The organism is Peribacillus sp. NPDC097225 (assembly GCF_044761955.1).
In the GTDB taxonomy this organism is placed as follows: domain Bacteria; phylum Bacillota; class Bacilli; order Bacillales; family DSM-1321; genus Peribacillus.
Genome location: NZ_JBIWDJ010000001.1, coordinates 378,612 through 395,579 on the forward strand (window position 1 = coordinate 378,612; position 16,968 = coordinate 395,579).

The window sequence follows — 16,968 nt, forward strand, 5'->3', positions numbered from 1 at the left end:
TTCCCCTCTTTTTCTACCTCAAAAAATTCCAGTCATCACTTTCATATTTATTTTTGGCGATGTCCTTCACTTCCTGTAATTGCTTTTCACTCAGCACATATGGTTTCAAATCAATCGACAGACCCTCAGAAAAACCGTTTTCAAAGGCTACCTTCGCCTCGGAAATAGTTATTTTTCTACCAGCAATGTCATTGATGGCCACTGCTTTGTTTCTCAGATTGTTTTTCATCTTCTCTTTTACTTTATCATCGGAGAACTTGAATACACTAAATAGCTTCTCCTCATCAAGTTCAAGCAGGATGGCTCCATGCTGAAGGATAACACCTTTTTGTCTCGTTTGTGCGCTGCCCGCAACTTTCCTTCCCTCAACAACCAGTTCATACCAGCTTGGCGCATCAAAGCAAACTGAGGACTTTGGAGATTTCAGCATCTCTTTATCCTGTTCAGTTTCAGGCACAGAGAAATAGGCATCCAGTCCGAGGTTTCTGAACCCCTTCAATATCCCTTCAGAAATCACCCGATATGCTTCGGTCACTGTATTCGGCATTCCCGGATAAGACTCTGGGACAATGACGCTATAGGTGAGTTCATGTTCATGCAAAACAGCCCGACCGCCTGTAGGCCTACGGACAAAACCTAAGCCTTGCCTTTCAACTTCCGCCAAATCGATTTCGGTCTCAGCCCTTTGAAAATACCCGATGGATAATGTAGCCGGGTTCCACCCGTAAAACCGGATCATGGGAGGGATTTCCCCATTACTCTGCCAATTCAAGAGTGCTTCGTCCATTGCCATATTATAAGCAGGTGAACAATCGCCTGAATCAATGAATCCCCATTTTTCTTTCGTCACGATTACCCCTCTTTTCACGTAGGCTTATTAAACCCTCTAAAAAAACTCACAAGTAGTAGTTTACCAGAGTTTAGCAACGTAAAAAAGAAAGTAAGCTATTCCACCAAATATTTATAAAATTTTTTTTGATTATTGGAGAAACCAATTATATAATAGACATTGTCTGTATTCGTTTAGGTAGAAGGGAGTTTTTATGGTTGGATATCTTATATACACTGATTATCATCATAGTAGCCATCGTTGCATATTCACTATTTAATTGGTTCCGTCAACGTAAAATCGTTAAAACCTTAACACAGGAAGAATTTATCGCTAATTACAGAAAAGTTCAATTAATTGACGTACGGGAACCTAATGATTTTGATAATGGACATATCTTAGGGGCAAGAAATATCCCTATGACACAAATGAAGACCCGCTTAGTGGAAATTAGGCAGGACAAGCCTGTATACTTGTATGCTCAAAGTGAAATCATTAGCGGAAGAGCGGCAGCCATGCTATATAAAAAAGGCTACAGGGAACTTTTTCACTTAAAAGGCGGTTTCAAAATGTGGACAGGGAAGATCAAGGCGAAGAAATAAGGCCCAATTGCCTAAACCTTACATCTTATCCGGTTTTGAAACATATCATACTGTTCAATAGGGAACTCATGCTTAACAGGCCAAGCATGTTATTTCCCGAGATACATATGAATTTTACCAAATAAAAAACCCCCGCCATCTGGCAGGGGTTTTTTCAGCATCATGCTTGATAACGAAGAATTGGTTTTCTAGCGGCCAATGTTTCATCCAGGCGTTTAATAACCGTGGTATGGGGAGCCTCCTGAACGATTTCAGGGGTTTCTTCGGCTTCCTTGGCTATTTGTATCATTGCATCTATGAAAGCGTCCAGTGTTTCTTTTGACTCCGTTTCCGTCGGTTCGATCATCATTCCTTCTTCTACATTTAACGGAAAATATATGGTTGGTGGATGATACCCAAAATCAAGTAGTCTTTTCGCAATATCTAATGTACGGACTCCCAACTGCTTTTGCCTCCGACCACTCAATACAAATTCATGCTTACAATGGCGATTATATGGCAAATCGAAAAATGGTTCCAAACGTCGCATCATATAATTTGCATTGATGACGGCATTCTCCGTAACGGCCTTAAGTCCATCCGGTCCCATTGACCTTATGTACGTATAAGCCCTTACATTGATGCCGAAGTTCCCATAATAGGGCTTGACCCTTCCAATGGATTGTGGACGGTCATAATCAAGGACAAACTGATCGCCCTCTTTTGTCACGATCGGTTTAGGCAAATAGGGAATTAAATCCGACTTCACCCCAACCGGACCTGAACCAGGTCCTCCTCCGCCATGGGGTCCAGTGAATGTTTTATGGAGATTTAAATGAACAACGTCAAAACCCATATCTCCTGGACGCACTTTGGAAAGAACAGCATTCAGGTTAGCCCCGTCATAATAAAGCTTTCCACCGGCGTCATGGACAAGCTGTGCCATCTCCAGGATATCCTCTTCGAATAAGCCTAATGTATTTGGATTCGTAAGCATTAATGCTGCTGTATCTGGTCCTACCACTCGCTTCAAGTCTTCAAGGTCCACGAGCCCGAATTCATTGGATTTTACCGTAATCGTCTCTAGTCCGGCAACTGTTGCCGAAGCCGGGTTCGTTCCATGGGCCGAATCGGGGACGATGACTTTCGTACGGTTTACATCTCCATTCGCTTCATGGAAAGCCCTGATCATCATGAGCCCAGTCCATTCACCATGCGCCCCGGCAGCAGGCTGCAAGGTCACTTGATCCATTCCTGTAATTTCCGTCAAATGTTCCTGAAGATCAAATAACAACTCTAGAGCACCTTGGACGGTTTCTGGGTCCTGGTATGGATGGATATGGGCAAAACCATTGTACCTGGCGACATTTTCATTAATTTTCGGATTATATTTCATCGTACAGGAGCCGAGTGGATAAAACCCAGAGTCCACTCCATGGTTCCGTTTGGATAAAGCCGTATAATGACGCATGATATCAAGCTCGGAAACTTCCGGAAGCTCGGCTTCCTCCGTACGTATATATTCCACAGGCAGGATTTCTTCTAGTGGAATATCCGCTACATCCATTTCAGGAAGGCTATACCCGATTCGACCGGCTGTACTGATTTCAAAAATGAGTGATTGATCTTGATTATTCATAGTTGATCCCCCAGTTCCTGCGCAAATGCATCGATTTCTTCTTTTGTTCTTAGTTCCGTTACAGCCACTAGCATATGATTTTTCAACTCGGGATAAACGGAGCCCAGGTCAAAACCACCAATCATTTCTTTTTCAAAGAGCCTCTTATTGATATCTTTGTAGGGAAGAGGCAACTTAATGACAAATTCATTAAACGAAGGTCCTTCAAAGACCACTTCAATTCCTTGTGCTTGGAGCGTCTTTTTTGCGTAATGGGCTTTTTGAATATTCTGGACGGCCATTTCTCTGACGCCTTTTTTCCCTAGAGCAGTCATGGCTACAGAGGCTGCCAATGCGTTCAATGCCTGATTGGAACAAATATTGGATGTAGCTTTGTCACGGCGTATATGTTGCTCACGTGCTTGGAGCGTCAGTACGAAGCCCCGTTTTCCATCCTCATCCACTGTCTGACCGACTAAACGGCCCGGCACTTTCCGTAGCAGTTTTTTCGTGACCGCGAAATATCCGCAATGAGGTCCGCCGAATGCGGCTGGAATGCCGAATGGCTGAGCATCACCCGTCACGATATCGGCACCGAGTTTTCCCGGCGGAGTCAATGCACCAAGTGCAAGCGGATTACTCGATACGATAAACATCGATTTCACGTTATGTATGATTGCTTCCATTTCCTTCAACGGCTCGATGCGTCCAAAGAAGTTGGGGTACTGTACGATGACGCCTGCAATATCATCCGAAGCCAGGTCTTTTAAAGCAGCAATATCTGTGACTCCGTCTTTATGAGGAATCTCGATGACCTCCACCCGTTGACCCTTTGCGTAGGTTTTCACCACTTCCCTTGATTCAGGATGGACAGTAGATGATAATAAAATCTTTTTCCGGCGCGTTTGTCCGGCAGCAAGCATGGCCGCTTCAGCTAAGGCTGTTCCACCGTCATACATCGAGGAATTCGCAACCTCCATACCCGTCAATTCACATATCATCGTTTGATATTCAAAGATGGCCTGAAGCTCTCCTTGAGAAATTTCCGGTTGATAGGGAGTGTAGGCTGTATAAAACTCCGAACGGGATAGGACGTGATCGACGATGACAGGTGAATAATGATCATACACACCAGCCCCAAGGAAAGATGCATAGTTTTTCAAATCCGCATTTTTGGAAGCCAGTTTTGATAGTTCCTTCATTAAAGCTGGCTCTGATTTTGCTGGTTTTATGTCATATTCACCTTGAAATCGGACATTTTCTGGTATATCGCTGAAGAGATCATCGACGGATATGACCCCTATAACTTCCAACATTTCTTTTTTATCCTGCTCTGTCATCGGTAAGTAACGATGTTTCATCTTATGGACCATTCCCTTCTATTTTCGTGTATTTTTATAAAAAGGTGTTTGGATAACAATGGCTTTCAGTCTTTTAGAGCGAATTTCCACTTCGACTTCCGTGGATAGACTTGAGTGATTCTTATCGATAAGGACCAATCCTACATTTTTATTCAATGTTGGTGACTGAGTCCCTGTCGTCACTTCGCCAATGAGTTTCTCCCCGTTATATACTTTATAGCCATGCCGAGGTATGCCCCGGTCAATCATTTCGATTCCAACAAGCTTACGTGGTGCCCCTTTTTCCTTTTGTTCGGCAAGCACGGCTTTTCCAAAAAAGTCTGACGCCTTATCCGGTTTAACCGCAAAACCAATCCCCGCTTCGATTGGGGTGATGTCCGGCGAAAGCTCTTGACCATAAAGCGGTAGTTTCGCTTCGAATCGAAGGGTATCACGGGCTCCCAGCCCAATCGGTTGTATCCCATCATCTTTACCAGCTTCCAAAATTTTTCTCCAGAGGGCTGGACCATCCTCACTTCGGCAATATATCTCGAAACCATCTTCCCCCGTATACCCTGTACGTGAAACCATCGTGGATATATTATGAATGTGGACATCTTCTTTAAATTTAAAAAAGCCAATTGTGCTTAAATCGGTTTGCTCGGTAATCTTCTGCAATACTTTCTCCGCTCGAGGACCCTGCAGAGCAAGTTGCGCATAATCGTTTGAAACATTATTGATGCTGACACCTTCCATACCATTCGCCTGAAGCCAATTGAAGTCTTTCTCGATGTTGGCTGCATTGACCACAAGCAGATAATCCTCTTCCGCTTTTTGGTAAACGATAAGATCGTCCACGGTCCCCCCATTTTCATAACACATGGCTGTGTATAGCGCTCCGCCCTGTTTCAGCTTGGCTACGTCATTCGTCAACATCTTTTGTAAAAAGGAAAGGCTCCCGAAACCTTTTACCTCAATCTCTCCCATATGCGACACATCAAATAAGCCACCTCTTGTACGCACAGCTTCGTGTTCATCTTTTATGCCGGTAAACTGCACGGGCAGTTCCCACCCACCAAAATCGATCGTTTTTCCACCGTGCTCACTGTAAACCTCGAATAATGGCGTTCTTTTTAAATCGCTCAAAAAATGACCTCCTTCAATTTTTTTGCTTGTTCTCTTTCACCTGATATTCCTTAAAAAAAAGACACAAAAAAGGACAGAGAAAGCCAAAATGGCTTTTTCTCTGTCCTGAAACCTGAAAGTTTACCTATTATTATAGGTTTTCCCCTTTGGTGGCCGTCATTAAATAATTGGCGCTCTCCAGAGTCGCGTCCGATAAGAGTTCATTTGCCTGAGAGATTCACTGCTAAGTTTGCTCCTTCGGCGCTACATATGTAGATGGTAGTCTCTCCCCTTATCCTCACCCGCATATTGATGGAAAAGACTGAAAATTCCCCACCTGATGGTCATCCATTTGCGTGAAATGGGTACCAATCTGCTCATTGTTGATCTTTGGATAAAGCACTATCCAAATGCTAATACTATAATAACTAAAATTATTATCCAAGAAGAATATTTTCCTTCTAACTTCATTACTATTGCAATTTTCTAAATATATTTACATCCTACCCTAAGATACTTTACTCTGCAATAACTTTCGTGGAGAAAGATTTTATTAACCTATAAAAAAGTTCATGGTCTAAAGAAACTAAGAAAATTATGTTTTAAGAAGGAGCAAGAATCAATGAAAATCAATATATCCTTCAGTTCTGATTGGAATGATGAATTTCTGCAAAAGATGGAAAACGACGGTCCATGGGGAAATTGGGATCTTTATAAACTGGCCATCCAAATGGAAGAGAACCTAATTATTCCTGATTTCGAAGGCTTACAAGCGCCTAAGCACCTTCAACAACTGACTCCCCTTCCCCATCAATTAGAGGCTGCACGTCAGGTGGTTGAACAGATGAATGGCAAAGCCATATTGGCTGATGAGGTCGGTCTTGGTAAGACTATCGAAGCTGGATTGATTTTAAAAGAATATATGATTCGGGGACTGGTTAAAAAGGTTTTGATCCTTGTACCCGCATCACTTGTCACCCAATGGGCTTTCGAACTGAATACGAAGTTTCATATTCCTGCAGTCGTTCAAAGGAAGAGTTATGTATGGGAATCATGCGACATCGTCATATCCTCCATCGATACGGCTAAGCGAGCCCCCCATCGGGATATCATTTTCAATCAAGAATATGACTTTATCATTATTGATGAAGCTCATAAACTTAAAAATAATAAAACGAAAAATTATGAATTTGTCCAAAATCTTAAAAAGAAATTCTGTTTATTGCTGACTGCTACACCCATTCAGAATAAAATCGAGGAAATCTTTAATCTCGTTTCATTATTAAAGCCTGGACACCTAGGAAATGCCGCACTCTTTTCCGAAAAATACAAAGGGAAAGGCCGGAACATTCTAGAAGATGAGCACTTAAAGGAGCTTGTCAATACGGTCATGATAAGAAACCGACGTGCCGATACTGGAATTGAATGGACGAAGCGGCGTGTAGAGACGATCATCATTGAATTTTCACCAACTGAACAAGCCTTGTATGATGCCGTAACGAAGTTTAAACCAATATCAGACGGAACAAAAGGAAGTGCTTTTTCTTCACTCACCCTTCAAAGGGAAGCATGCAGCAGCCGAGAAGCAGTCTACTATACATTGAAGAATATGAAGGAAAAATACAAAGAACCATCGGCTGACTTTGAAGCAAGATTAGATGATCTGTTTGAGAAAGTAAACCTCACCGAACAAAATTCAAAGGCAGAGAAGGCTTTGGAACTGATTAAGAAAATTGATGACAAGGTCATTATTTTCACCGAATATCGTGCTACACAGCTTTATCTACAATGGTACCTGCAACAGCATGGCATTTCATCCGTTCCATTCCGCGGAGGGTTTAAGCGTGGTAAAAAAGATTGGATGAAGGAACTATTCCAGAAGAAAATCCAGGTATTGATTGCCACCGAAGCCGGAGGAGAAGGAATCAACCTACAGTTTTGCCATCACTTGATCAATTTTGATTTGCCTTGGAATCCAATGAGGTTGGAACAAAGGATTGGACGGATTCATCGACTTGGTCAAGAAGAAGACGTCATGATTTATAACTTTGCCACTAAAAATACAGTCGAAGAGCATATTTTGAAATTGCTATATGAAAAAATCCACTTATTTGAAAAGGTAATTGGAGAACTGGATGATATTTTAACGAAGTTGGATATTAACAATATCGAGGAATATTTAATTGATGTTGTCGGAGAGTCCAAATCAGAAGGAGAAATGAAAATTAAAATGGATAATTTGTCTTCCATGATTCAGTTCGCACAAGCTATGAAGGATGGTGAAATCCATGCAGCAACAGGAAATTCATGATTTTTTAATAACCTACTTTCAATCCAACGCATGTGAGGTGTTGGAAAATACCTCTTCATATCTCACTGTTCAGTTAACGATCGAAATGGATAAGGAACTCATGAACAGACCTTTTTATTGGCACTATCTCGAAAAAACCGGTGGGATACCGAATCCTGGCATGCTTACGTTAATCACCCATCCCGAACTGGCACCGCCTGATTTGAAAGGGGAAATCATTCATTTTGGTTCGCCACGGCTCCACCAAATTATCCAGTCGACCAAGAGGCTGGCAGGTTTCATCAGGCTTTTTGAGGATAGGCCTCCCTTAAAGACAGGCCAAAGTCCACTTTTTCCTTGGCTCACCCAAAATGTAAAAATCTCTTATCAGTGTGACAGAAAAAAAGATATCTTCATGTCCATAGGACTTAATTTAATTTCCGGTGAATTCATAGAAGGATTTCATGAGCGTCTCCTGTCGGTCAAGGTCACTCCCAAAATACCGGATTATTCTTTTACACTTTCCCCCTTGATCATGCCTAAAAGCGGGCTATCCAGACTCGATACATATATTCGTAAAAGCTTCGAGAATGATGATCATACCTGGGCGGAAGAAGCGATGGAACGGTGGCAGACAGACTTGAATCTATTGGAACATTTTTATAAGGATATGGAAGATAAAAGCGAAAGCTATTTTACTGAGAAACAGGCATTGCAAGCCCAATATGAGCCAAATATCCAAATTACCATCATCAATGGCGGGCTATTCTATTTATCCGACCAATCATTAGCATAATGGTCTCTAAAGCCGGTCATTAAGAAAAGCAGATGTCTATGAATTCAAGACATCTGCTTTCTTTTTTTGACTTTTTTAATGAACATGGACACGGCGAAAGGGACAATCCCAAACCAGTGAGAAACTCTAGGCTCCTTATCCTCTTTCCGATGACGGCGCTTTTCTTTTCTTTCTCTCTTGGTTAAATTGAAATACTGTACGATTTGCTGTGTAATATATTTGATATAAGCGTTCGTAGACATACATTATCACCCATGACCAAGTATGCCCCATATTCGTATTCCATATTCGTTCACCATAAATCGACATGTTAGTCCTTCAGTTTTTCTATCCATTCTATCACTCTACCTAGTTTTTTATCATATAGAATGATGATTCGGCCTGCTCGCTTATTTTTGGTGATAGAAGAAAATTCGATATAGGCATATCGCACATCCTGCTTCGTTAACCTATAGTGAACATCACCATTAGGATAGGCGATTTCCCCCTGAATGCTTTTGGGTACCTCATCCTCCCATTCGGCTGTCACTTCATTAACGGCCAGATGCACTAAGTGATCGGAAAGTAAGGTCTCTTCTACTTCTTTATAAAATTTTTTATCAATAACGAATTGATCAACCATCAGTATCGTGAACATGATAAAAACACTAGCTATAATCATAACCATTGGGAATATGACTCCTTTTTGATTATTCATCAGCCACCAACTCACTTTTAATGAAGGGATGGAACCTTCGTATAAAGGTCTGACCTGCTTTATCCGTTATATTGAGTACGATGACGTTGCCATCCTTTTCAACCTTCACATTCGAAATGTTCTGGAGTATGACCTCATGGCCCTCCCCGTTAACCCGTCTTCTAAGCTTGTCATTATATTGCTCGATTAAAGACAAATCCTCTCCTGAAAGTAAATATAATTTATTCCCCACAACATCCTGGCTTTTGGAGCTTCTGACTTCCTGTTGCATTTGCAACGTAAAGAGCTCCCACTCTTTAGGATGTATTCTATTTTTTGTTCCTATCTGGGATTGAATGATTGAGAAAAACTGGAGGATAAAAAGGGAAAGGGTCAGCAGGATCATTAAGGAAAAGAGCATTTCAATCATGGTAAACCCTTCACTTTTTCGCAACATCACAAATCGATTCATACTTCCCCTTTGCATTTTCATATCGGACACATCCTTCAACCATATCCGGAAACTCCTTTTGGACATTCCAGGTCAATTCATACGATTTTTCCTGGTACGTAATTTCTTCGTGGATAGCCTGTATTTCCCCATCCATATATGCCAACAATCTTTCATACAGCAAATGATGGGCATCCGCCCTCAAAACTACGTTCTTACGATTGGACATCGAATCTTCAAGAATAGGAAGCATGGAAATCACTAGGAATACACAAATGGAAAAAGAGGCTATCATTTCTAAGTAGACGTATCCTTTACTGTTTCTCAATCCTGAACCTCCCTTTACCGATATTGACCACCAGCTTGTATTTCCCCTTTGAAGTATCAATGGTCATCGTACCGGCTTTTGAAGCATTTCCATATTGATTGAAATAAAAAGAAGCCCCTAATGTCCCATTCATGAACTGTACGTCCGGCGGTATCTTTCTCTCTAGTATCACTTCTTCCTTATAAGAGTAAATCGTGTAAATATCGTTATCCACATAGAAATAAATCAAGCTTTCGTGACTTATTGCATACTGTTGTGCATAAAAAATATCTTCATTCAATTGATTAAGGAACATCTTATTTTGCATTCCCTTTGAAAAACTTGGATATAGGTTAAGGCCTAGAGTGCTTAATAGAATAAATACCACAAGGACAATCAGGGTCTCGGACATGGTGAATCCTCCGGAGGAAGGGCTATCCTCCCCAAATTTTCTACTCAACGACTGTAACCTTTCCTTTATTGTCAATGCTGATGCTGTCCCCATTCGGACAGGATTTCTGTTTAAGGTATCCTTGAGTTTCCAAATCATTAATACCAGAAGGCAACTTGGAATTGTCTATCTCATAAGCTTGGACTTGGGCCTGAACCATTTTGACAAAAGCCTCACACCCCTTAGAATGGATGGTCGATTGATGCTTCGTGATGTTCGGTATGGTGATAATCAGCAGAATCGAGATGACGAGCAATACAATAAGCATTTCAATTAACGTAAAGCCTTTTTCGTTTAAATATTTCTTCATATTAATCTGCTAATCACGAAAATAAAAAGAATGCACTCAATTATTTTCTGAGCAGATTCACCTCCCATTTTTTCTTGTACCTTATATTCCATCTAGTAGAGAAAACATCGGCAATAAGACAGCCATATAAATAGAAATAATCAATAGCCCGATTATAGAAAAAAGAAGAGGTTGTATGACTTTCATGATGGTGTTCATCCTCTCTTCAATCTTTTCCAATAAAAAACGGCTGTAATGGAGTAACTCAGAATCAAGCCTGCCATACTTTTGTCCATTCGCTGCGATAATCGACAAGTTCTTATCAAAGTACGGTTGCTCTTGAAAGATGGTTTCTAGCGACCTGCCCTCCATTAAATCATCTTTAATGATGGAGCAAAGCTTTTGATAAAATGGTTGCTGCTGGTTTACGGAGAATAATTTAATGCTCTCATTAATAGAAAGTCCACCAGCGAGGAGACCGCTGAACTGACTTGCAAAAAAATACGTTTCATACAACTTGATGAAGGGTCCTGCCAACGGAATCTTCATCAATAATCGCCGTTGTCTTAATGGACATAGTTTGTCGAACCAGAATTGTTTGAATAAATAGAAGATAAGGAGCATTCCAAGTAGGATGAAGGGGATCAGCGGGAGGATGACTGAGGATGCAGCCAACACATTCAGGATCATATTCTGCTTAACATTCATCGTCTGAAAAATCGTCTGAAACTTGGGGAGAAGGACACTTTGCAGTACATAAAATACAATGCTCACAAAAAAGAACAGGAAAATCGGATAGATCATGAGTTTTTTCACTTTTTCTGTATCTTCCGTCCGTTTCTTCCAGTAGTCCCCTCCTTCCTTCAATGCTCGATCAAGATCGCCATATTGTTCGCCATAAAATATAAAACTTACAAGCTCTGGATGAAACGTAAGATTCGTCAACACTTGATGCAAAGGGTGCCCACTCCTTAAATCCTGAATGGCCTGATTGAAATCCCCGGCCTTTTTCTTGGATTCCTGAAATTCCAGGAAGTGGATCGCCTCGGCTAAAGGATAACCATGAGCTAATAATTCGCCCAGCTTCGTTATAAAGACAGCTTGTTCTTTCAACGTCCATTTACTTTTTGGTTTCTTCGTAAACCAACCGTTCAAATTCATCGAGATTCACATAGCCCATCGCTACCGCTTTCCCAATTTCGTCTTTCAGCTGACGATAGGTGGCTTTCCCCTTTCCTTTTTCCTCTTTCGTCACCTTCAAGACTTCCGCTAGACTTTTTCCAGTCAGCAACTCATATACGCTGGCCCTTTTATTTCGGTAGGTCATGGAACAATCGGGGGCACACTCGCCCTCACAATGCGGGCATTTCAACTCCACCAGTCTTTGCGCCGTCACGCCAATTAAACTCTGTTCAATCTCCAGCCAGCTTACACCGAACTCTAGCAGCCTAGAAATGGCTCCTTGAGCATCCCTTGTATGCATAGTAGTGAGGATTAGATGCCCGGTCAATGCGGCCCGTACTGCAATCTTTGCCGTTTCGGAATCCCTAATTTCCCCGACCATGATAATATCGGGATCATGTCTAAGTGCCGCTTTTAAACCGACTGAATACGTAATGCCGGCCTTTTCATTAATTTGGACCTGTAACACTTTATCAGATTCATTTTCTATAGGATCCTCAAGCGTGATGACATTTCGGTTGATCATTTCTTGTGCATGATGAAGCAAGGAGTATAATGTTGTCGTTTTCCCACTTCCAGTAGGACCCGTGAAAATGATCATCCCATGGGAATGTTTCAAAAGCGCTATCAGTTTTTGAGCGGTATTGGGAAATAAGGATAACTGTTCTAAAGGTAGGATATTCTGTTGAGGAATTAAACGGATAACCAAACTCTCGGAGTGAGCTGTGGGTAGGGTGGAAAGTCGAAGTCCAACCACTTTATTGGCGAGATTGACGGTAATGGCTCCGCTTTGGGGCCTTCTTTTCTCGCCAATATCCATTGCGGCAAGAAATTTAAGATGGGAAATGAGCCTCTCGGTTTCAAAAAAGGATAGGGTTTCTTGTGGTACGAGCTTGTTGTCGATTCTAAATTGAATAAGTGGGCCTTCCTTGCGTGGTAAAACGTGGATGTCCGATGCCGAGAGTCTAATGGCACTGGTAAGGATTTTTTCTGCTGTTTTTTCAGTCGATATCAATCATTCATCACCTCCAGATTTTCTTGTAGTAGAATTTCGACGTTATAAGACAAATTCCTTCTAAATAAAAAAAATTCTCGAAAAAAAATTCGAGAATAGACTTATATGCTCATTTTCAATTCTGAGTTATGGGAAACCAAATTTCGTAAAGCATCTTCATTATGACCAATCACTAACTTTTCACCGTCTATGAGAATCGGACGTCTCAATAATTTAGGCTCATTCGTCAATAGATGGAGTACATCGGAAAGCATCATCTCATCAATGTTCACGTTTAATTTTTTGTACGCTTCGCTTCTTGTTGCCAATACCTCATCCATTCCTTCGGTTGTTAATTCAAGGATTCTCTTCAATTCTTCTTCATTCGGTGTATCTTTGAATAAATGACGCTCATCAAAGCTAACATGGTTGGCTTTCAACCACTTCTTTGTTTTACGGCAAGAAGTACAACTTGGATAAGAATAGAAAGTTAATCGATTCATCCTTCATCACTCTCCGTTCACAAATTATTGTTTTTGATTTCCATAATGGAATTGTACAATATTTGTATAATGTTTGTATATACATTTGCACTATAAATCCAATTGAAATGTGAACTTTTTCTTAAATAAGGGAAATTTGTTCTTTCTTTCATTCCAATTTTTTTTGCCTGTATTATAATATAATTAGTTAAACTTGGAATTTTAGGAGGGCACAATGGAACAAACGTTAAGAATTACCAACGTATTAGCCGATCCAACCCGATATTATATCTATCAATATATCGTGAATAATCATCAAGGAGTCTCCGTCCAGCAAATTGCAGACTCCTTTGAAATCCATCCAAATGTTGCCCGTCTTCATTTATCAAAACTTGAAGATGTTGATATGCTTACTTCAGAGGCACGGAAAACTGGAAAAGGTGGCCGTCCGAGCAGGATTTACCACTTATCGGATAAAGTCATTCAACTTCATTTTCCTTTCAGGGATTATCAGTTACTTTCAAAAATTGCCATCCAGACTATGATGACACTCGGCGAAGCAGGCATACAGGCGCTCTATGAAACTGGAAAAACATTTGGAGAAGAGTTGATCCACCAACAAATCAAACTTAAATCAACCTCCATCGATGACTTGACCTTTGATGAAAAAGTCAACATGCTTAAAAATGCAGCATCAATTGCAGGGTTCTCTCCTGAAATACAGGCAGATGAGGCGGAAAATAAAATTCACTTCAGAATTTATAACTGTCCCTTTAAAGAAGTTGCCAAAGTTGACCCTAGCACTATCTGCACCATGCACAACTCCTTCTTAAAAGGAATGTTTGAGTCGTTGTTTACCAATGTCCACATCGTGGAATTGGATAATATGATGGAAAATTGCGTAACATGTTCTTATAAGGCATCCATCCTCGCCTAGAAACAAAAGGCATCCTTTACATTACCTTACAATTTCATTTATAATTATTTAGTATGAACACGACTAGACACAGGGAGGTATTCAGATGGAACGCATGTTTAGAGTTTGTGGATTTTGGACAGGGGTTATGGCAATTTTCTTTTATCTTGGCGATATGTACCAAACATCTTTACTTTTCTTCGCACAAACCGGATTTTTTGTACTATTGAGTTACCTGAAGTTGTCTGAACGCATGTATATTTACGTTTTCGGTGCCTATCTTACCGTTTTCTTTGCAGGATTTTCCTACTGGAGCGTATTTATGATGACCCCAGGCGCTGCACATTAAGAGCAAAATACATAACCCATGGACTCTTGGTCCATGGGTTTTATCATGTCTCATTCACGAAACAATTTCACCTTTTCGTCTATATTCTTTGTTTGTACTAAAACCCTAAAGTATTCACTTTGGCCTCCAGGCATGATTAAGCTTCGTATCGCACGGTTACGCTTAGCATGTTCGGAGAATGGGTTTGTTCCTTCGTGATCCCTCAGCCCTTCAAGAATTCCCCCTTTCAGTAAAAAGTCCCGTTGCACCAGGAGATCTCTCAAGGATAGACCCCGGTTAGTCCCAAGTTTGATTAGGGTATCAAAATGGATATGCGTAGTCAGATCCGCTTCCCCTGGTCGTTGGAGTATGTCATTGACCATGTTATGTTGATAAAAACCTCTTAAGCTACCTTGCTGATGAGCTGGTTCGCCCCATTCCAGTTCCGTATAGCCATAATCAAAGGTAAGGAGGATACCCGCATGGAGGCGATTAACGATTCTCTCAAATTCCTCTACCATCTTTAAAGGTACCTCATAACGCTGATTTTCTTTCAATGCAATATTATGCTCCTCCAGGTAGGAATGGATTTCCTGATTTTCAAGAGATTCCTTTATTTCCACTAATTTATCTTCTTTCACCGTGATGAATATTTCTACAAGCTCTCCATTTTTCTTTTCGATAACATGGACCGGCAATGCATCAAAAAGTTCATTAGAAAACAAGATTCCCTTCACTATTGGGAAGTCTTCGAGATCAGTGGCAATAACGACCTGTTCGCATGGACGTATCCGCATTTGTTGCAGTTTCCTATGATAAGGACTGCTATCCACTAGGATATATGTAAAATCCTCCCACAGCATTGGTTCTTCTTCTCTTATATACTTGAGAATGTCATGGGCCAGCTTTCCATTTCCAGCCCCCATTTCAACGACACAAGGCGGCAACCCCCTTTCCTTCATTAAGAAGACAAACCACCTAGCAAGGGTCCTACCAAATGCATCGCCAACATTACCAGATGTATAAAAGTCACCGTTCATACCAATCTTCTCTTTTTCACGCATATAATAGCCTAAAGTAGGTGAATAAAGAACAGCTTCCATATAGTCCTGATAGGATATTTTTTTATGTGGACTATTTCCTATCAGTTCATACAGGAACTTTTCCAAATTCCCACCTCCTTTTTTCGAGTACCTTCAGTATAATTACACGAGTCAAAATATTCAATCAATTATAATTCAAAGAAAAACAGGTACCTGATCCGGCACCTGTAGCATCTCTTATTTCAGAAAGGGATTCGTATTCTTTTCATCTAAAATGGTCGTAATGGGACCGTGCCCTGGAAAGACAATTGTATCATCAGAAAGGGGCAATAATTTCGTATCAATACTTTTTAAAAGCACTGATTCACTGCCACCTATCAAGTCCGTTCTTCCTACACTTCCCTGAAACAAGACGTCCCCGGAAAAGAGAAACCGCTCTTCCTTTGCATAATAGGAGACGCTGCCCGGCGAGTGCCCCGGTGTTTCAAGCACTTCAAAAGTGAATCCGCCAATAGTAAGCTCCTGTTCGTTGGCAAGGATATGGTCAGCCGGCTTCATGCGCATCGGATTATCGGGGAACCAGTTCTGTGAACCATTCAGGGCAGGGTCAAGCAGCCATTTGGCCTCCCTTTCATGGATATACGCAGGAATTTCATAATGATCGCGGATGGCATCCAGTGCTCCGATATGATCAAAATGCGCGTGGGTTAATAAAATGGCCAGCGGTTTAAACTTTTTAGTTTGTATGTACTGAATTATTTTCTGCGGCTCCTCGCCCGGGTCAATAATTAAGCAATTCTGTCCGTCGGAAACGATATAACAATTCGTTTGCAACGGTCCTAGAGGTATTTGAGTCCATTTCATCTTCAACAACTCCCATATTTTCATTACCCTTATCTTACACCAATTTGGCTCTTTTGTTGATACAGTTTACCCATGACATAGAAGTGTCATCTTTTAGGCCTCGACAAATAATTGAAAAAATATTAAAATATTAACAAATGCAATCTTTTCTACATATTTTTGGTAGTTACTTAAATCTCTGGGTATATTATTAGGGATTGGGTTTTCAATTAGGGAAAAGGGGGTTTTGATATGGTATTAATGGTCATTTTCGGACTTGTGGCGATACTTGGTTTAGCAGCGGTAGTTACCACAATTAAAAAAAGAAACTTCTTGGGATTCATTTTCGCAGCAGGCAGTGCCGCCGTATTTGGCTGGTTTACTGTCATGACTATCATCAACAGCGGTTTTCCAGTTGCACATTAAA

21 protein-coding genes and 2 riboswitches are annotated in these 16,968 nt (G+C 40.9%); of the genes, 6 read left to right on the forward strand and 15 right to left on the reverse strand.

What is annotated here, in order from left to right:
* Positions 1-13: 13 nt before the first annotated feature.
* Positions 14-850: a lipoate--protein ligase family protein gene (locus ACIQXH_RS01865; protein ID WP_402869456.1), complete on the reverse strand. Its 837-nt coding sequence runs from the start codon at positions 848-850 to the stop codon at positions 14-16.
* A 197-nt stretch (positions 851-1,047) separates the two neighbouring features.
* Between ACIQXH_RS01865 and ACIQXH_RS01870 the strand changes: the two genes are divergently transcribed.
* On the forward strand, positions 1,048-1,431 hold the full coding sequence (locus ACIQXH_RS01870; RefSeq protein ID WP_402869458.1) for a rhodanese-like domain-containing protein: 384 nt from the start codon (positions 1,048-1,050) through the stop codon (positions 1,429-1,431).
* Positions 1,432-1,591: 160 nt separating this feature from the next.
* Here the strand turns inward: ACIQXH_RS01870 and gcvPB are convergent, their stop codons facing one another.
* Genes gcvPB through gcvT form a run of 3 tightly spaced genes read right to left on the reverse strand, consistent with a single transcriptional unit; the run spans position 1,592 to position 5,514 of the window.
* Complete coding sequence (gene gcvPB / locus ACIQXH_RS01875) at positions 1,592-3,049, reverse strand: aminomethyl-transferring glycine dehydrogenase subunit GcvPB (protein WP_402869460.1); 1,458 nt, start codon at positions 3,047-3,049, stop codon at positions 1,592-1,594.
* Positions 3,046-4,389, reverse strand: a complete 1,344-nt coding sequence (gene gcvPA, locus ACIQXH_RS01880) for an aminomethyl-transferring glycine dehydrogenase subunit GcvPA (protein WP_403121906.1) — start codon at positions 4,387-4,389, stop codon at positions 3,046-3,048. The genes gcvPB and gcvPA overlap by 4 nt, the downstream gene beginning before the upstream one ends.
* Positions 4,390-4,407: 18 nt before the next feature.
* Positions 4,408-5,514 (reverse strand): glycine cleavage system aminomethyltransferase GcvT, encoded by a 1,107-nt coding sequence (gene gcvT / locus ACIQXH_RS01885; RefSeq protein WP_403121908.1) that lies wholly within the window; start codon positions 5,512-5,514, stop codon positions 4,408-4,410.
* Between the two features lie 98 nt (positions 5,515-5,612).
* A riboswitch (glycine riboswitch) is annotated at positions 5,613-5,697 on the reverse strand.
* Positions 5,698-5,700: 3 nt separating this feature from the next.
* A riboswitch (glycine riboswitch) is annotated at positions 5,701-5,795 on the reverse strand.
* 320 nt (positions 5,796-6,115) lie between these two features.
* Here gcvT and ACIQXH_RS01890 point away from each other — a divergent pair.
* The gene (locus tag ACIQXH_RS01890; protein WP_402956549.1) at positions 6,116-7,804 is read left to right on the forward strand and encodes a DEAD/DEAH box helicase; all 1,689 of its coding nucleotides are present in this window, start codon (positions 6,116-6,118) and stop codon (positions 7,802-7,804) included.
* Positions 7,782-8,579, forward strand: coding sequence for a YqhG family protein (locus ACIQXH_RS01895; protein ID WP_403121910.1), 798 nt, complete (start codon positions 7,782-7,784; stop codon positions 8,577-8,579). Before ACIQXH_RS01890 ends, ACIQXH_RS01895 begins: the two co-directional genes overlap by 23 nt.
* 44 nt (positions 8,580-8,623) lie before the next feature.
* On the opposite strand, the gene ACIQXH_RS01900 is transcribed toward ACIQXH_RS01895, so the two are convergent.
* The 9 genes from ACIQXH_RS01900 to ACIQXH_RS01940 form a co-directional block, all read right to left on the reverse strand.
* On the reverse strand, positions 8,624-8,821 hold the full coding sequence (locus ACIQXH_RS01900) for a YqzE family protein (RefSeq protein ID WP_402869469.1): 198 nt from the start codon (positions 8,819-8,821) through the stop codon (positions 8,624-8,626).
* 68 nt (positions 8,822-8,889) lie between these two features.
* A complete protein-coding gene (gene comGG / locus ACIQXH_RS01905; RefSeq protein WP_403121911.1) occupies positions 8,890-9,246 on the reverse strand; it encodes a competence type IV pilus minor pilin ComGG in 357 nt (118 codons plus the stop codon).
* A gap of 22 nt (positions 9,247-9,268) precedes the next feature.
* The gene (gene comGF, locus ACIQXH_RS01910) at positions 9,269-9,748 is read right to left on the reverse strand and encodes a competence type IV pilus minor pilin ComGF (protein WP_403079306.1); all 480 of its coding nucleotides are present in this window, start codon (positions 9,746-9,748) and stop codon (positions 9,269-9,271) included.
* Positions 9,696-10,034, reverse strand: coding sequence for a hypothetical protein (locus ACIQXH_RS01915; RefSeq protein WP_402869475.1), 339 nt, complete (start codon positions 10,032-10,034; stop codon positions 9,696-9,698). Before ACIQXH_RS01915 ends, comGF begins: the two co-directional genes overlap by 53 nt.
* Positions 10,021-10,425 carry a competence type IV pilus minor pilin ComGD gene (gene comGD, locus ACIQXH_RS01920; protein WP_402869477.1) on the reverse strand — a complete coding sequence of 135 codons (405 nt, stop codon included), beginning with the start codon at positions 10,423-10,425 and terminating at the stop codon, positions 10,021-10,023. The genes ACIQXH_RS01915 and comGD overlap by 14 nt, the downstream gene beginning before the upstream one ends.
* 40 nt (positions 10,426-10,465) lie before the next feature.
* Positions 10,466-10,774 carry a competence type IV pilus major pilin ComGC gene (gene comGC / locus ACIQXH_RS01925; RefSeq protein WP_402869479.1) on the reverse strand — a complete coding sequence of 103 codons (309 nt, stop codon included), beginning with the start codon at positions 10,772-10,774 and terminating at the stop codon, positions 10,466-10,468.
* Between the two features lie 81 nt (positions 10,775-10,855).
* The gene (gene comGB / locus ACIQXH_RS01930) at positions 10,856-11,914 is read right to left on the reverse strand and encodes a competence type IV pilus assembly protein ComGB (protein WP_402956543.1); all 1,059 of its coding nucleotides are present in this window, start codon (positions 11,912-11,914) and stop codon (positions 10,856-10,858) included.
* Positions 11,874-12,950: a competence type IV pilus ATPase ComGA gene (gene comGA / locus ACIQXH_RS01935; protein WP_403121930.1), complete on the reverse strand. Its 1,077-nt coding sequence runs from the start codon at positions 12,948-12,950 to the stop codon at positions 11,874-11,876. The genes comGB and comGA overlap by 41 nt, the downstream gene beginning before the upstream one ends.
* A gap of 101 nt (positions 12,951-13,051) precedes the next feature.
* A complete protein-coding gene (locus tag ACIQXH_RS01940) occupies positions 13,052-13,432 on the reverse strand; it encodes a Spx/MgsR family RNA polymerase-binding regulatory protein (RefSeq protein ID WP_402869485.1) in 381 nt (126 codons plus the stop codon).
* 214 nt (positions 13,433-13,646) lie between these two features.
* Between ACIQXH_RS01940 and ACIQXH_RS01945 the strand changes: the two genes are divergently transcribed.
* Together ACIQXH_RS01945 and ACIQXH_RS01950 are read left to right on the forward strand one after the other, a co-directional pair.
* Entirely contained in the window at positions 13,647-14,348 is a 702-nt protein-coding gene (locus ACIQXH_RS01945) for a helix-turn-helix transcriptional regulator (protein WP_402869487.1), read from the forward strand.
* An 85-nt stretch (positions 14,349-14,433) separates the two neighbouring features.
* On the forward strand, positions 14,434-14,676 hold the full coding sequence (locus tag ACIQXH_RS01950) for a DUF2626 domain-containing protein (RefSeq protein ID WP_402869489.1): 243 nt from the start codon (positions 14,434-14,436) through the stop codon (positions 14,674-14,676).
* A 50-nt stretch (positions 14,677-14,726) separates the two neighbouring features.
* On the opposite strand, the gene ACIQXH_RS01955 is transcribed toward ACIQXH_RS01950, so the two are convergent.
* Together ACIQXH_RS01955 and ACIQXH_RS01960 are read right to left on the reverse strand one after the other, a co-directional pair.
* Complete coding sequence (locus tag ACIQXH_RS01955; protein WP_403121933.1) at positions 14,727-15,824, reverse strand: class I SAM-dependent methyltransferase; 1,098 nt, start codon at positions 15,822-15,824, stop codon at positions 14,727-14,729.
* A gap of 111 nt (positions 15,825-15,935) precedes the next feature.
* Positions 15,936-16,562: an MBL fold metallo-hydrolase gene (locus tag ACIQXH_RS01960; RefSeq protein ID WP_403121935.1), complete on the reverse strand. Its 627-nt coding sequence runs from the start codon at positions 16,560-16,562 to the stop codon at positions 15,936-15,938.
* 231 nt (positions 16,563-16,793) lie between these two features.
* On the opposite strand from ACIQXH_RS01960, the gene ACIQXH_RS01965 reads away from it, so the two are divergent.
* Positions 16,794-16,967 carry a DUF2759 domain-containing protein gene (locus tag ACIQXH_RS01965; protein ID WP_402869495.1) on the forward strand — a complete coding sequence of 58 codons (174 nt, stop codon included), beginning with the start codon at positions 16,794-16,796 and terminating at the stop codon, positions 16,965-16,967.
* The last annotated feature ends 1 nt before the right edge of the window (position 16,968 follow it).